Source organism: Lactobacillus sp. ESL0263 (genome assembly GCF_003692845.1).
In the GTDB taxonomy this organism is placed as follows: Bacteria; Bacillota; Bacilli; order Lactobacillales; family Lactobacillaceae; genus Lactobacillus; species Lactobacillus apis.
The window spans coordinates 112,050-127,938 of record NZ_REHL01000004.1 but is presented as its reverse complement, the minus strand read 5'-3'; the positions used below and the strand labels follow the sequence as shown (position 1 = coordinate 127,938).

15 protein-coding genes and 1 CRISPR repeat array are annotated in these 15,889 nt (G+C 36.1%); of the genes, 4 read left to right on the top strand and 11 right to left on the bottom strand.

The annotated features are described in order from the left end of the window. Positions 1 to 87: 87 nt before the first annotated feature. Positions 88 to 1,050 (bottom strand): alpha/beta fold hydrolase, encoded by a 963-nt coding sequence (locus tag F5ESL0263_RS02605; protein WP_370448844.1) that lies wholly within the window; start codon positions 1,048 to 1,050, stop codon positions 88 to 90. Positions 1,051 to 1,113: 63 nt separating this feature from the next. On the opposite strand from F5ESL0263_RS02605, the gene F5ESL0263_RS02600 reads away from it, so the two are divergent. Beyond that, complete coding sequence (locus F5ESL0263_RS02600; protein ID WP_122034634.1) at positions 1,114 to 1,398, top strand: hypothetical protein; 285 nt, start codon at positions 1,114 to 1,116, stop codon at positions 1,396 to 1,398. A gap of 310 nt (positions 1,399 to 1,708) precedes the next feature. Here F5ESL0263_RS02600 and F5ESL0263_RS02595 read toward each other — a convergent pair whose 3' ends face one another. The 7 genes from F5ESL0263_RS02595 to map all read right to left on the bottom strand — a co-directional run bounded on the left by F5ESL0263_RS02595 (position 1,709) and on the right by map (position 9,294). Next, on the bottom strand, positions 1,709 to 2,050 hold the full coding sequence (locus tag F5ESL0263_RS02595; RefSeq protein WP_122034632.1) for a hypothetical protein: 342 nt from the start codon (positions 2,048 to 2,050) through the stop codon (positions 1,709 to 1,711). 39 nt (positions 2,051 to 2,089) lie between these two features. Next, a CRISPR array of direct repeats spans positions 2,090 to 2,653; the repeat unit is 36 nt; unit sequence GTTCTAACCATCATTGATTTAACAACCATCTAAAAC. 262 nt (positions 2,654 to 2,915) lie between these two features. Continuing rightward, positions 2,916 to 4,079, bottom strand: coding sequence for a hydroxymethylglutaryl-CoA synthase (locus F5ESL0263_RS02590; RefSeq protein ID WP_122034629.1), 1,164 nt, complete (start codon positions 4,077 to 4,079; stop codon positions 2,916 to 2,918). Then, a complete protein-coding gene (locus F5ESL0263_RS02585; RefSeq protein ID WP_122034626.1) occupies positions 4,079 to 5,290 on the bottom strand; it encodes a hydroxymethylglutaryl-CoA reductase, degradative in 1,212 nt (403 codons plus the stop codon). The genes F5ESL0263_RS02590 and F5ESL0263_RS02585 overlap by 1 nt, the downstream gene beginning before the upstream one ends. A gap of 3 nt (positions 5,291 to 5,293) precedes the next feature. Continuing rightward, positions 5,294 to 6,445, bottom strand: a complete 1,152-nt coding sequence (locus F5ESL0263_RS02580; protein ID WP_122034624.1) for a thiolase family protein — start codon at positions 6,443 to 6,445, stop codon at positions 5,294 to 5,296. A gap of 136 nt (positions 6,446 to 6,581) precedes the next feature. Further along, positions 6,582 to 7,478 (bottom strand): UTP--glucose-1-phosphate uridylyltransferase GalU, encoded by an 897-nt coding sequence (gene galU / locus F5ESL0263_RS02575; RefSeq protein ID WP_122034622.1) that lies wholly within the window; start codon positions 7,476 to 7,478, stop codon positions 6,582 to 6,584. Between the two features lie 59 nt (positions 7,479 to 7,537). Further along, positions 7,538 to 8,461, bottom strand: a complete 924-nt coding sequence (locus F5ESL0263_RS02570; protein ID WP_122034620.1) for a YihY/virulence factor BrkB family protein — start codon at positions 8,459 to 8,461, stop codon at positions 7,538 to 7,540. A 5-nt stretch (positions 8,462 to 8,466) separates the two neighbouring features. After that, a complete protein-coding gene (gene map, locus F5ESL0263_RS02565; RefSeq protein WP_046306396.1) occupies positions 8,467 to 9,294 on the bottom strand; it encodes a type I methionyl aminopeptidase in 828 nt (275 codons plus the stop codon). A gap of 139 nt (positions 9,295 to 9,433) precedes the next feature. Here map and F5ESL0263_RS02560 point away from each other — a divergent pair, with 139 nt between their 5' ends. Then, positions 9,434 to 9,880 (top strand): flavodoxin, encoded by a 447-nt coding sequence (locus F5ESL0263_RS02560; RefSeq protein ID WP_046306393.1) that lies wholly within the window; start codon positions 9,434 to 9,436, stop codon positions 9,878 to 9,880. Next, the gene (locus F5ESL0263_RS02555; protein ID WP_122034618.1) at positions 9,873 to 10,406 is read left to right on the top strand and encodes a GtrA family protein; all 534 of its coding nucleotides are present in this window, start codon (positions 9,873 to 9,875) and stop codon (positions 10,404 to 10,406) included. The genes F5ESL0263_RS02560 and F5ESL0263_RS02555 overlap by 8 nt, the downstream gene beginning before the upstream one ends. Before the next feature lie 326 nt (positions 10,407 to 10,732). Here F5ESL0263_RS02555 and F5ESL0263_RS02550 read toward each other — a convergent pair whose 3' ends face one another. Together F5ESL0263_RS02550 and wecB are read right to left on the bottom strand one after the other, a co-directional pair. Then, positions 10,733 to 12,316 carry an ABC transporter ATP-binding protein gene (locus F5ESL0263_RS02550; protein WP_122034616.1) on the bottom strand — a complete coding sequence of 528 codons (1,584 nt, stop codon included), beginning with the start codon at positions 12,314 to 12,316 and terminating at the stop codon, positions 10,733 to 10,735. A gap of 29 nt (positions 12,317 to 12,345) precedes the next feature. Then, the gene (gene wecB, locus F5ESL0263_RS02545) at positions 12,346 to 13,488 is read right to left on the bottom strand and encodes a non-hydrolyzing UDP-N-acetylglucosamine 2-epimerase (protein ID WP_122034613.1); all 1,143 of its coding nucleotides are present in this window, start codon (positions 13,486 to 13,488) and stop codon (positions 12,346 to 12,348) included. A gap of 413 nt (positions 13,489 to 13,901) precedes the next feature. Between wecB and F5ESL0263_RS02535 the strand changes: the two genes are divergently transcribed. Further along, entirely contained in the window at positions 13,902 to 14,138 is a 237-nt protein-coding gene (locus tag F5ESL0263_RS02535; protein ID WP_046306385.1) for a DUF2188 domain-containing protein, read from the top strand. A gap of 222 nt (positions 14,139 to 14,360) precedes the next feature. On the opposite strand, the gene F5ESL0263_RS02530 is transcribed toward F5ESL0263_RS02535, so the two are convergent. After that, complete coding sequence (locus tag F5ESL0263_RS02530; protein WP_122034608.1) at positions 14,361 to 15,266, bottom strand: NHL repeat-containing protein; 906 nt, start codon at positions 15,264 to 15,266, stop codon at positions 14,361 to 14,363. Positions 15,267 to 15,889 lie beyond the last annotated feature (623 nt).

Below are 15,889 nucleotides of genomic sequence, written 5' to 3'. Positions count from 1 at the left end.
TGGAAATAAATTAGGTTATTTGTTTCCCCTTTCCACAATTTAATCATAGCATTTTATTGCTAGTCCTTACCACCAAAATGCACTTAATTATTTAACATAATCTTTTAAAAAGTTTGCAATACGCTTACGGTACTCCTTCGGGTGATCCGAAAATGAATCGGCATGTTTGGAATTTGGTGCAACCCATAGTTGTTTAGGGCCTTTAGTCGCTAAATAATTATGGTATACCATTTTTGTTGGAACAAAAGTATCATGACTACCATGAATAAAAAACATTGGACGATGATTTTTATGTAGTTGTTTAATGCTCGAGGCATCTTTCATAAAGTAACCAACTTTTATTCGATTGATGCCGCTCAAGATTTCTACTAATGGGAACCGTGGAAAAGAAGGCATATTATATAGTGCTTCAGCCTCGTGTTCAATTTCATCTTTAACGCTGGTATAGCCACAATCCTCAATAAAGGCCTTAACCTGCCCAGGAAGTTTTAGTCCACTTGTCATCATAGCTGTCGCTGCGCCCATACTAAGACCATAGACGACAATTTGTTGCTGACTACCTTTGCGCTTGAGTACTAAATTAATCCACTTTTTGACATCATCTTTTTCTGGCCAGCCATAGCCGATATATTTTCCTTCACTTTTACCTTGAGCACGTGGATCAGGTGTTAGAGTATTATAGCCCATTTCATGGAATAGCGCGTCATACTCGCCCATATCTTCCTTAGTGTCCATGTATCCAGGCAGAATAATTACTGTCTTATTAGAACTAGCCGCAGGAATATAGTTTGCGACTAATTTATATTGATTGTCAGCCGACTGCATGTACCATTTTTGTTTAGCAGTCTTTTTGAACCACTTTTTTTCTTTGTATAATGGATCCGACTTTTTCAATGTGTTACTGGATGAACTTAAAAAACTTTTTGGTCCCGGTACACAGGCCATTTTAAAGAAATAATAGCCTGCACCAGTAAAAATTACGCAAACTAGCAAAACAACAATTATTAATGAAAGCCATAGCTTTTTATGCTTTAATTGTTTCAAAGAAATGTCACCTTTTCTAAAAATAATATCAATAGTATAACACTTTAAAAACGTATAGGAATCATTATTATGAAATTGACTAACTTATTGCAATTAACGAATGATATAGATGGCCAAACCAAGCTGTTTTTAACAATCAATCAACAAGTTTACCCTTTGGCAAAATTGAAAATTTCTAGCAAAGAGTGTCTGTTGTATCCAGGAAAACAGGCGATGACCAAGGGTAAAATGATTCATTTAGTAAAAAACATCCATAGCTTTGATATCCCCACATATATGGTCAATCAGCAAGAACTCCTTCCAGTATTTGGCATTCAAATATTGCCCGAACAAAATTCAATTAGATTAACTTAGTTTTGATTCAAGGGTAAGCGAGGTCCATCATATCCATAAGTTTTTTTATTTCATAAAAATATGAATAGTTAAAGACAGCAAAAAACAGTTAGTTCCATTCGACTAACTGTTTTTTATTGTTGATTCTTCTAAACAACGAAAATTAAAAAAGCACATTTAAAATGCATAGTTTATTCAAAATAGTTATGCAATAAGCAATTATAAATTAATCCTAACAAAAGCTGATACACTTCGGTAAATTTTAAAAATGTTTAGTAACTTTTGTCTTCTCCTAGGCTAGGTAATAACCACTTGTTCTTAGAAAATGAAACTATTTTGAAGGTCCCCACCAGTTATGGATTATATCAATTAGGGCTAATAAACCTAAAGCGTTCATGATAATGCCCTTAGTTTGTGCATGTCTAATCTTAGCGTCAACAGCTACTTTTTTCTCTTTACCTGATTTTTTCACTTGAAAGTTAGCATCATAAGGTGTGTCACGCTCTACAGTTACTGGCATATGTAACGCATTTTGTTTTTCGACATATTCAAGTCGCTCACTTGTCGTTAGCCTATAGAATTTTTCATCAGTAAGGATGCCTGCTCGTTTAAAGGCTTCCCTTCGATTCTTTTTTAATTCCTCCTGCTGGCTATATTGCTTTCCACTGATCATTTTAGTGCCTCTATTTTTAGCCTTCTTTTAATTATGTATTAGTCTCACTGTTTTGATTTAACAACCATCTAAAACTGATACCTATACCCGCTGTAGTGCCATCCAGTTCTAACCATCATTGATTTAACAACCATCTAAAACATTCATCTTTTTCTCCATCGTTTAACGGGTGTTCTAACCATCATTGATTTAACAACCATCTAAAACGTGCTAATAGCAAACCGATTACTGATAATCGTTCTAACCATCATTGATTTAACAACCATCTAAAACCTCAGTTGTTGAAGCTAATCGAGTTCCGTGGTTCTAACCATCATTGATTTAACAACCATCTAAAACAATTTATACTCAACAGAATCAATTTCCATTGTTCTAACCATCATTGATTTAACAACCATCTAAAACACCAGTTTTAGTTTCTATATCATCAAGGGTGTTCTAACCATCATTGATTTAACAACCATCTAAAACTCATCTTCTGGTCCTGTGCCCATGTAGCCAGTTCTAACCATCATTGATTTAACAACCATCTAAAACTACTAGAACGGTTTTTATTTGTCTACTAATGTTCTAACCATCATTGATTTAACAACCATCTAAAACCGATTTTTTATCATCATTTTTTAATGTTGTCTTATCAAAAAATAGTTGCGGCAATTATCAAAGTTTTTTTCGTCAACCCAACTACCTCGTAATTGCGAAAAACACGCTTTTGAATTAAAAAATAGCTACAATTTTAGTTCAAAAACTTTTAGACTAAAATTAAATCACCTAAATTATAGCACAAGGGTTAATTAGCTTATTGTTTTGATTTCACTTTTTATAAAAATGTGCACAAAAAAAGACCCAACTTTAGGGTCTAAATTTATTTTTGCTTGTATTGACGAACGTGATCCTTAGTTCCAGCAAAGTACCAATAACCGGTTTCTTCATCGCTTTCTAATTCAAGGTTATCTTGAGGAAGTTCAAGTGCCTGAGTAAAAATTTGCTCATATTCTGAAACACTGACTTTCTGCCGACGGGCAATCATTTCCTGGTCACCATCAACATCAAGCGCATTTTGATACCCAGCCACGACTTGACCAGCATAAAACTCACCCATTGCACCCGAACCATAAGAAAATAGTCCAACTAACGCTTCTGGAGCCAAATTACCGTTTTCTAGCAAACTCAAAAGACCTAAGTATAGGGACGCAGTATAAATATTACCAATTTCACGGCTGTATTGCGCAGAAGCTGTAAAGTTATTTGCTAATCTTTCTGCAGTTTCTTGTTCCTGCTTTTCAATTGCTAATTGATTTGCCTTAAATCCCATCTTAACAAAAGGTAGATGATAAATTAGTGCCGCAAAATCGGCAGTATGACAGTCATTTTGTGCTTGATAATTGGTAAATGTCCGTTTGAAAAAGTCAAGATAGACCTCGGTAGAGTATTTACCATTGACTAGAGCAACAGCAGAATCGTTTGGACGCCAAAAATCATTAATGTCGGCACTATAGGCGCTGTGACCATTTTTTAAGGCTAAAATTCGTGGTTCAGCCTTAATTAGCATGCTGACACTACCTGCACCTTGCGTCACTTCACCACCAGTGTTTAAACCGTAACGAGCGATATCACTACCGATAACGATTGCACTGTGATGTGGGTGAAGTCGAACATAATCTCGCGCAATCATAATTCCCGCGCTCATCCCAAAACAAGCTTCTTTTATTTCAAAAGTTCGCACTTCAGGTGCAAGCTCTAGCGCACTCTTAACAAAAAGTGATGCAGACTTAGATTGATCTACTCCACTTTCCGTTCCAATGACTAACAGACCAACTTGTTCACGGTCGATTTCATCAATATAACGCATAGTTGCATTAATTCCCATTGAAACAGCATCCTGTGTTTGATCAGCCACACTCATTTTACTTTGACCGATTCCAATCAAAAATTTATTAGGATCTTGATTACGCGCATGGGCTAAATCCACCATATCAACGTATTTATTTGGAGTGTAAAAACCGATTTGATCTATTCCAACTTGCATTATTGTCCCTCTCTTATTTGTCTTAAAAACTGCTCCGCAGCTGCTAGTGAATACTCTTTTTTATCAATCATCATTTGCCGCACCTGCTCTTTTTCTCGCGAAGTTGCAGTTAAATTAGCAACAGTATTTTTAGCTTGCAATTTCATGTGTCCCGCTTGAATTCCCGTGGTCGATATTGCTAGCAAAGCAGCTAAATTGTTAGCTAAGCCGACGGCTGCAATTACGTTAGCCAGTTCACTACTTGTAATATCTTGGCCTAAAAGACGGTAGCTCTGCTTCACATCAGTCCGGGAGTTAATTGAGCCCCCAACCGTACCAATTGCTAATGGAATCGTCAAAGAGCCAATCAGCTTGTCATCTTTGACATCCCATTGACTTAGACTACTGTATTTGCCCTTTTCACTGGCCCAAACACCGCAAGCCGCTTCAACGGCTCTGGCATCATTACCAGTTGCTAACAGAACTGCGTCAACACCATTCATGATGCCCTTATTATTAGTAACTGCGCGAAATGGATCGTTTTGCCCAATTTTGCTCAACAAAGCAATTCGTTTAGCAACTTTTAGTCCACCAACTGTGGCAACATCTAATTCAACTTGTGCTTTAGTGAATTGACTGGGGTAATTCGATAAAATTGCAAATAACTTATCAACAACTCCTGGAAAAGTGGCTAATTTGTTAGCGATAAACTCCAAAATTGAATTTACACGGTTAGCGCCCATTGATTCAGCCGGATCGACCAATACTCTGAGCATTACTAAATCATCTTTTTGTTGTAGATCAATTTGACGAACACCGCCACCGTGTTTAACCAAGCTGGCAAATTGAGAGTTTGCTTGCTCGATTATTATAGGAAAAAGTTGAGAAAGCTCACTTGCATCAAACTTAGTGTCAACTTGTAAAGTGATTTGACCGTAAATTCCGGTACGTTCACTTACTGCTGTAACACCACCGTTTTTTGCAAAAATGCTAGCCCCGTGATTGGCAGCAGCAACGACCGATGGCTCTTCTGTTGCTAGTGGAACAAAATGCGACTTACCATTTACCAACAAATTTTGCACAATCCCTACCGGAAAACGCAATTGTCCAATGACATTTTCACTCAAGTTATCCAATTCGTGTAAGGTAATTTCGTCAATATCGTCTAATTCTATCCCTTGATTAATCAAATATTCTCGTCTTTTTTCAGGCGTTAATTCATAAAACTTCATTCGTTAAAAGTCCCGAATTAATTCACAGGCAATGGCCTGGCCCCCACCAATACAGAGTGTGACTAAAGCTTTGTGCCCATTAACGTGCTTTAATTCATTGATTGCCGTTCCGACCAGTCTAGTTCCTGTTGCGGCTAAGGGGTGCCCTAAAGCGATGGCCCCACCATACATGTTCAACTTTTCACGTGGGATTGCTAAAGCTTGTTCTACCGCCACGCATTGAACAGCAAAGGCCTCGTTTAGTTCAATTACATCATAGTCTGTAATCGCGCTACCCGTATTTTTCAGTAGTTTTTGCACTGCATAATACGGTGCAAATCCCATTTCAGCAGGATCATTACCTGATTCAGCAAAAGAACCTAGCTTAGCAAGTGGCTGCAAGCCTAATTCTTCTACCTTGTTCGCAGTTGCCAGAATTACGATGCTAGCTCCGTCACTTATAGGCGACGCATTACCAGCTGTTACAGTACCATCTTCCTTGAAAACTGGCTTTAAGGTGCTAAGCTTGGCAACATTTGTATCTTCACGGATATTTTCGTCGTGCACTAAGTCATTATTTTCATCAAAAACTTCAATTAACTCATCTTTAAAACAATCATTTTGCACTGCTGCCGTAGCCTTTTCATGTGACCCGCTACTGAACTCGTCCATTTCTTGCCGAGAAATTTGATACTTGTCGGCAAGCCGTTCAGCAGTCAACCCCATCGGCATCCCTGAAAAAGCGTCCGTTAATCCGTTAGTAAACATTTCATTTTTTAAATTGCTGCCAGCTTTATCTTCAGAGATAAAAGCTGCGTTAGTCATGCTCTCTGCACCACCGACTGCAACTAATTCAAAGTCGCCGAGCTCCATTTGTCCTTGGGCCAAGCGCATTGCCTTTAAACTTGAACCACAAACTTCATTTACTGTCACACTGCTGCTGGTTTCTTTCATTCCAACATTCAATGCAACTTGTCGAGCCATATTTTGTCCAAGCCCTGCGCTTAGCACGTTACCCATAAATAGTGCATCTAGTTCCTGTGGCTCAATATCAATACTTTCAAGTGCCCCAGTCAGCGCTAATTCGCCAAGTTCAGTTGCGTTTTTTTCGTTCCACAAACTGCGGTAGCGGCCAAAAGGTGTTCTTTTAGCTGCAACAACATAAATATCTTTCATAAGTTAATCTCCTCACAAAATATTCAAGTTGAATCTTACCTAAAAATCACGCAGAAAAATAGTGATTTGGCTCACGTTAAGAAAAATTTTACACAAAAAAAGAAACCATTAAGATTTGGTTTCTTTAAATTGTTATTTATTTTTTCTTATCTTCAGCCTGCAACTTTTTAGATAAATCAATAATATATTGACGTAACTGATCCTTAGTTTCAGGATGTTGAAGCCCGTATTCAATTGATGTTTCAAGGTAATTCTCTTTATTACCAACATCATGGCGAACACCTTCAAACACATGTGCAAAAACGCGCTGTGTTTTATTCATTGTATCAATTGCATCAGTTAATTGAATTTCGCCACCCTTATCAGGTTTTTGTTCTTCTAAAATTGCAAAAATTTCAGGAGTAAGCAGATAGCGGCCAATAATCGCATAATCACTTGGCGCCTTGTCAATTTCTGGTTTTTCCACAAATGACTTAACATTAATCAAACCAGGCATAATTTCATTTTCGGGTTCAATAATACCATATTTTGAAACCTCTTTATGAGGCACTGGCATTACTGCAATAGTCGAAGCATGAGTTTCATTGTAGCGATCAATCAATTGCTTGGTTAATGGCTCTTTGTCCATCATTAAATCATCACCAAGCATTACTACAAATGGTTCGTCACCGACAAAACTGCGTCCACGCGCAATTGCATCACCTAAACCAGCTGGATAAGGCTGTCTAGTGTAATAAATATTAATTCCTAAATGGGTAATTTCTTGCGATAGTTTAAGTAAGCCAGTCTTACCTTTTTCTTGTAAGTTTTGTTCAAGTTCTGGATTAGAGTCAAAATGATCTTCAATTGTTCGTTTGTTTTTACCAGTAACAATTAAGATATCTTCAATTCCAGAATGTTTTGCTTCTTCAACAATAAATTGAATTGTTGGTTTATCAACAATTGGTAGCATTTCCTTTGGCATTGCTTTAGTGACAGGTAAAAATCTTGTACCCAATCCAGCCGCCGGAATAATTGCTTTCCTTACTTTCATCCCTTGTACGCTTTCTTTAATAATCTCAAAAATAATATAACAGATTAGTGCATCTGATGCTAGTTTTTCCGGTGGCGCTTTCCTTGCACATATTCAGCCAAGTGACCTACCGAATAACTCACTTCACCGTAGTTCATTGTCACAATTGCTGCATTCACACAGGTTCCAACCAAAAACAAAATTGAAGCAATATTGAGCCACAACATAAAAATGATGAAGGTACCAACAATGCCATAGTTTTCCCAGCTAATATGGAAATTATGTAAATAGTAACTAAAGAGCCACGACAATGCCACCCAACCAATTAAAGTTGTAAAAACACCAGGCCAAATGACACGTTTTTTTAATTTTATATTGGGCAAAAAATAATTTAAGTAATACAATGCACCAATTAAAGTAATAATGACCACAGGATAGCGGTAGCTAAAGATTTTTTCAATTTCACCGACTGATAATGAAAAAATTGGACGTAAAAATTCCAATACCTGCTGACCAAAAATAAAAGTCAAAATAAGTAAAGCAAAAATCAATATCATCAAGTTGGTTAAAAAGATGGTAATCGATCTTGTCCAGACAGTAATCTGCCACTTCTGCTTCAGCTCAACTTCACGTACACCGTAAATCCGATTCATGCCAATTCTGATAGCATTTACAAAAGACGAGACCGACCAAAATGCCAGCAAAATACCAAACGAAATATAACCAGTTGAGTTACTTTTTAACAGTGAATCAATGATTGGCATAATAAATTTGGCAATCCGATCAGGAAAAATCAATTTTAGATAGCTAGCAATCGGTTCCGTATTAATGTGAAATAATGGCAAAATGTTTCCGATAATAATGATCAACGGAAAAATTGAGAATAAAACATAGTACGCAATTGAAATTGCACTAGTTAAAACTTCGCCCTGAGTGAACTTGTTAGAAACGGTTTTATAAAATAAAGCAACACGTTGACTGGCTGCGCTCGCTTTTCTACCCATTCAACTTAGTCATCCATTTCGTCAAAGTGTGGCAAATACTTCTCATAACCATCATATGGCTTTTGTAAAGTTAAAATCTTAGGACCATCTTTAGTAATGGCAAAAGTGTGCTCAAATTGTGCAGATTTAGAACCATCTGGAGTAGCGTAAAAGACCCAATCATCGTTTGGATCAGAAACAGTTTTTTGTTCAATCCGCCAGTCACCCCCGGCTTCAACCATTGGTTCAACCGTAATTGTCATTCCTTCGCGAAGACGTAAACCGTGTCCTGCCTTACCCCAATGAGGAACTTCAGGATCTTCGTGAATACTTGGTTGGATACCATGACCAACTAGTTCTTTCACGTCACCATAATGGTGTTCATCTTCAACGAAATGTTGGATGGCGGCACCAATATCACCGATTCGGTTGCCTAAAACAGCCTGATCGATTCCAAGGTACATTGCCTTCTTAGTTGTTTCCATTAAATCCCGATCTTCAGGAGAAATTTCACCAACTGCATAAGTGGTACATGAATCAGTTTCAAAACCGTTAAGGTTGCAGGTTACATCAACCTTAACTAGATCGCCTTCTTTTAAAATGGTGTCCTTACGTGGGGTTGCGTGAGCAATTTGGTCATTGACTGAAATACAAGTACCATATTTGTAGCCCTCAAAACCTTGTTCTGATAAGCGACCACCACGGCTTTTAACAAAGTCTTGGCAAAATTCTTCAATTTTCCAGGTCGTAATTCCTGGCTCAATGACATCGCGCAATCCTTCAAACATTGAAGCCAATAAACGGCCAGAAGCTTGCATACCTTTAAGTTCACGAACAGATTTAATTGTTATCAAAATTAAACTTCTCCTCTTAGTAAAATGATGTTTATTATCATTATAGCGTTTTTTAAAACTTTACTAAAGAATTTCATCAATACAGTGAAATTATGTATAATGTTATGATGAATAAAAAAGAGGAAAGGTAAGGAGAAGTATGAAAGCTAGAATTGTCTATGCTAGTATGACTGGTAATGATGCCGATATGGCAGATATCTTGGAAGAAGATTTACAAGACTACGGCTTTGATGTGGAAACAAGCGAAGCAGAATTTACCGATGCTAGTGACTATTTGACAAGCGACCTCTGCATCTTCGTCACTTATACTTACGGTGAAGGTAAAATGACTGATGACGTTGCGGACTTTTATGAGCAACTAAAAGAATTGGATTTAAGTGGTAAATACTTCGCCGTGATGGGCAGCGGCGACATGGTCTATGCTGACCATTTTTGCGAAAATGTCTTTGACTTTGAAAAAATGTTTAATCAAGTTGGTGCAAAAGAAGTAACTAAACCAGTTACAATTGAAAATGCACCGGATGATGACGATATCGCTGCTATTGACAATGCCGCAAAGGAAATGGCTGATCAATTAAATGGCTAAAAACACTAACACTAATTCATCCAAGTTTAATTCAACGTCTGATCCAACCATTCATCGCTTGGGACAAAACGTGGTTAAACGGCACCGTAATTTATTTGTTTACATGATTTTCGGTTTTATTGCTGCTCTCATTAACACCGTGGTATTTATGGTTATCCACAAATACATGCATAGCCCCGTATTAATTTCAAATACAATTGCGTTTGTGATTTCAAATTTGGCCTCTTTTGTTTTTAATCAAAAAGCCGTTTTTACAAATAACGTTGATGAAGAGCACTCTACTTGGCAAAAGTTAATCGTCTTTTTCACTTACCGCATTATCAGCTTGATTCCAGACAGCCTCATCATGTTAGTTGGTCTGTCATGGTTAAAAATGAATGCACTATTCGTGAAGATTCTTGATCAAGTTCTGGTTGGTATTTTCAATTACTTGACTACCAGATCTGTTTTCCAAGCAAAAGAAACAACGATGATTGAACGAGCTAAAAAGAAGCTCAAAGAACATCAAGAAAAGCGTCCAAAATAAAGAGTCATGAATTGTTCTAAGCCAAAAACTTGGAAAAAAGTTAATATCATTTCTTTAAGGTCTGAGTCCGATATTCTTTCGGAATCAGACCTTTTAGTGTCTCTTTAATTCTTGGTTAGAAATATTTCAGTTTTATCCAAACCTGAGAATTTTTCCATTAAGCTATCAAAATTTCAAAACCGAAATCAAAAAAGAGCATCAAGCTACTTGGTGCCTGATGCTCAATCAAGATATTATAAAGCTGCATTTTACAAAGAATCATTATAACTATCAAGTTACCATGACAAATTGCAGCTTTTGGTAATTGATTTTTTAAAAAAGAAAAATTATTGAATTGGAGCTATTTTCACAATATTTGAATAATAAGATAATTCATCTGCCCTATGTATAACACTTATAATTGTCGTGTTACTTAGGTATTTGTTAATCATTAAGTAAACTTTTTTGATGGCCTTTTCATCTAAACTACTTGTAAATTCGTCAAGTAATAAAATATCCGGTTTAGTAATAATTGCTCGCAAAAACAAAATTTTTTGAACTTCACCGCCGGAGATTTTATTCTTAAAATCTCCTGGTGTCTTATTATTTAAATCATCTCTAGTTTGAATTAAAGTATCTAAGCCAATTTCTTTAACTAGGTTCAAAACTGTTTCAATACTAGCATTTAAATTAGGATAACAAATATTTTTATAAATAGATCTGTTAAATAACGGGGCATCTTGTGCGATGTACATTATTTTGGGTGCACTCTGAAACGGGAAAATTATTTCACCTTTACTCGGTGTATAAAACCCACTCAGAATTTTCAAAAGTGTACTTTTACCAGAGCCGTTTTGCCCTGTTAATGCATTCATTTTATTTTTTTCAAAGGTTAAATTTAGGTGATGAAAAATAGCTTGATCACTTTTATATGAGTAGTCAATATCTCTAATTACCACTTCGTCTGTCTGATCATCAAATTTAACCATATTAGGTTTTTGCTCAGATGACACACCATATTCGAGTTCGGACAATCCTGCTCGAATGCGGTTTAATAATTCCTCTATAGCTAAATACTGTGGGCCAAATCCGGATAAATTCAAAATAGAATATAATAAAATTAGAATGACTGAAAGTGATTGAATTTTATTACTTCCAAATACATGCTGTCCAACTGCCGCAATTAGACAAGCTAAAACAACTATTATTAATTGTTGTATTATTGCGGCCTGATTTGTAATGCTCTGAACATGTTGATATGACTTTTGCTCATTAGAAAGAATACTGTTCATGTAATTACTTTCATATTCTTCAGAATTACTAGATGAGATTGTTTCAATATTTCGGTAGTAGTCAATCATATACTCGTTTACAACAGATGCACTTTTTAACGAATTAGATATGTTTTTCCTGTTGCGCTTCGCCATCCACACAGAAATTGCTAAATAACCAGAAAAGAACACCAAGTATAAAAAACCAAGTAGTTTATTTTCGATACCTATCATGATGGTATACAGCACAATCATTACAGCCATTTGAATTATGATTTTTAAACTACTTTGTTCCAACTCACGGCAGGCAAAAGAGACGTCCTTAATATAGCTTTGGACTTTACCTACAGGATGCTTTGAAAAATAGCTGAAAGGTTTATTAGTTACTACTTCCCACAGTTCTTGTTTAGAATATTTCCTAACTGCCTGAACAAATGTATTGTTGAAATAATCAATAAACGGTATCGTCATAAGTGAAACTATCAGGGCTATTAAATTAACTAATCTGTTACTTTCACTTTTATTTGTAGAAAATAAATTAGTGATGAAATAAGGTTGCGAAAAATAAAGTATATATCCAAAAAGCACGAAGATAGAGAAATATGCAATTTTGCTAATACCAATTTTTTTAATTACTCGTTTTAAGTATTTCCAAATCATTTTTCTTTATCCAATCGTGGTTTTTCTTTTTATTCAAAATCTTTTGGTCGTTGCCCCTTTTTATCAGAAAAGTAATAAGCAATTGCATCCATGATGCGGTCTGAAGCATGACCATCACCATATGGATTCTTCGCATTAGCCATTTTGTCATAGGCACTTTTATCTTCTAATAATTGCAGCATTGCTGCTCGAACATCGTCAACCTGCGTTCCAACCAGTTTCAATGTTCCAGCCTTGACACCCTCTGGCCGTTCAGTAGTATCACGTAAAACTAACACAGGTTTGTTTAAGGCAGGTGCTTCTTCTTGAACACCACCCGAATCTGTCATAATAAAGTAACTGCGCTTAGCTAAGTTATGAAAATCAACCACGTCAAGTGGTGCGATCAAATGAATGCGAGGATCATTGCCTAAAATCTCATGTGCTACTTCTTGCACCTTAGGCGACATGTGAACGGGATAGATGATTTCAACATCATCGTGACTATCCACAACTTCTTTCATCACCTTAAAGACGCGTCTCATCGGTTCGCCCTGATTTTCCCGTCTGTGCATTGTTACTAAGATCACTCTATGATTTGGCTCAATTAAGTCGAGCACCTTATGATGATAGTTATCTTTGACCGTTTCTTGCAAAGCATCGATAGCAGTATTACCAGTAATAAAAATATTCTCTGCTTGATGATGCTCACTAAGCAGATTTTTTTTACTCAACTTAGTTGGCGCAAAATAAATATCTGCCAAGTCATCTGTCATTTGGCGATTCATTTCTTCAGGGAAAGGCGAATACTTATTCCATGTTCTCAAACCGGCTTCGACGTGACCAATAGGTCGTTGTTGGTAAAAACTGGCCAAACTAGCTGCAAAACTAGTCGTTGTATCACCGTGCACCAAAACGATATCAGGTCGTTCCTTGGTAATCACATCTGCCAATTTAAGCATTACCTTTGAAGTAATTCCTTCGAGCGACTGGTTCTTTTTCATGATATTAAAATCATAATCTGGTTTTATATTAAAAATTTCTAGAACCTGATCTAGCATTTCGCGATGTTGCGCAGTAACGACTGTTACCTCATCAAAACGCTCATCTGCCTTTAGTTTCAGCACCAAAGGAGCCATTTTTATTGCTTCTGGTCTGGTTCCAAAAACCATCATTACTTTTATTTTAGTCATAAGTGCCTCCACACTAATAATATTAATTTCACAAGAAAAACTCAAGTCATTATGCTTTAATAATTAAGAGGAAATAGAAAGCTGGTAAACTAATGAAAAATCACTTCGGACTACTTTTAATCACTGCCTTTTTAATCATCATTGCCTGCTTCTTTCTAGTATTTAGTTTCGATAACCGGCGTACAAAGCAAAAACGATTATTACTTTTCACTGGCGCAGTTATCTTATTTATTATAATTGGCATTTTAACCAAGCTAATCTTAAACAATCCTCTACTTTAATCATTTTTAGAGTAGGGTTTTCGCAAAAGAGTGCTACTCATTTTTTCCGAGTTTTTAAATGTGCATCTTTCAACTATTAATTGGTAGCTCGTTGTATAATCACAATATAGAGTAAGAAAAGAGATGAGCAAAATGAGCAAGGAAGAAACCACCAAAAATGTTTGGGTTACAACTCACGGTGACCAATGGGCAGTAAAGATTGCTGGTGAAGCCAAGCCACTTAAAGTCTTTGACCGCAAAACTGATGCAATGGAATTTGCTAAAGAACGGGCTAAAGAAGAAAAGACTGAGTTAATTAGCCAAAAACGAGATGGTAAAATTAATTTGAAAGATTCTTATGGTCATGATAGTCGTAAAACAAAAGGCTGACTTTAATAGCTGAACTTAAATCAACTTTAATAGATGACAGTGACTTCTATATTCTCATTCATTATGGTTACAGCATTAAATAATAGTTGATACTCTCAAAACCTATTTAAGTTAATATTTTAATTAACCAAATAGAACACTTTTTCTTTATTTATATATAACAAAAAAACTGATTTCCAAATCGGAAATCAGTTTTTTTAATACTTAAAATTAGTGGCTCCGTTAATTTAATGAGTAAACATATACCGCACCATCTGACCAGCTTGATACATAAAGTTGATCATTATGAGCACGCACACCTACGCAACCACCAATTTTATCAGCAATAACTTCAGTTGAACCGTCTTTAGCAATTCTTCTGACACAATCACCACCATTGTCAGCGGCAATTATCTCGCCCTTAGCTGTAATGTCGATGCCAACACCTGGTCTTGCAAAACCTTTTGAAAATACTGAGACTTGTTTATTGGTGTCAATTTTGAGCACACTTCCACCATAGTTCGTGACAAAAAGATTGCCTTGAGAATCTTCCACCACTCCAACTGGAGTCTGCATTTTATTCGAAACAATGGTCTTTTTACCTTGAGGATCAATGCTTACTATTTCATCACTACCACGGTTAGTAACAAGTAAATTCCCTGCTTTATCAAATGAGATACCTGTTGGTGTACTCAAATTATTAGCAAAAGTAGTCTTTTTACCATTTTTATCTACCTTAAGAATGACATCAGCACTATAGTCAGATACATACAAATTGCCACTCTTGTCGAAAGCTAATCCTGCTGGTGAACTCATGCCAGTTACAAATTTTGACTTTTCACCATTGCTCGATATTTTTGTTACTGAATCTCCACCCCAGTTTGAGACATAAAGGTTATTCTCTTTATCAATTGCCATTGCTGTTGGAGATGAGAAGCCTGTGTATTTTTTAATCAGTTTCAATTTTTGGTCCCCTTTCTGACTGCCTTTTTTTGCCTTTTTCACTTTTTTGACCTTTTTGGTCTTCTTTTTCTTACTGTAAACTTTGGTGCTTAGTTCCACGTCACCTAGTCCCATGTCGTTTGTGCAAGCAGCTAAACTGCCTAGTAGACCTAATAAGACTGTTATTTTAGCCAAGCGCTTCATCATTTTTAAAAATCTCCTGTTATGTTCTTGTAAAGCATCATTGCATAATAAAACTTATTGTCATAAGGATAAATTTAACTATCCCTATTTACTCTGCTAACTATTTTGTCATAATCGTATTTAGCATCACCATCAGTCACTTTCTCAAACACTGTTTGAGTTGTAACTCGTATTGGTGGATCTATTTCATTTGTTCGAAAACTGGTGCTCCAGTATCTAAAGCCTCCTATTCTTGTAGATTCTTATAATAGTAGTCTATCTGCTGGAGTTAACTCCATGTCAATTAAATATTGCATAACAAAAAATCCATGCTTTTTTACAACATGGATTTTTCCATTTATTTACCTTTAACTCGTTTCCAAACAGTGCTTAAGTTTAAGTATTTTACTAAATCACTTATATAGCGCCATTTTGAAATCATTCCGTTTGTCATAGTCAATTGTTACTCTTTGCAACGATGTACGGTGCTTGAGTATTCTCTCCACCTACACAATCTATTTGTTCTAGTTTTAATATCAGAACTTGAAGTGGAGCTAACTCTAGCATATTTTCATCATAATTGGCGTGAATATGATAATAATGACCCCCAATTTTTCTATTCTCTATAATCAAAATAAATTGGAAAA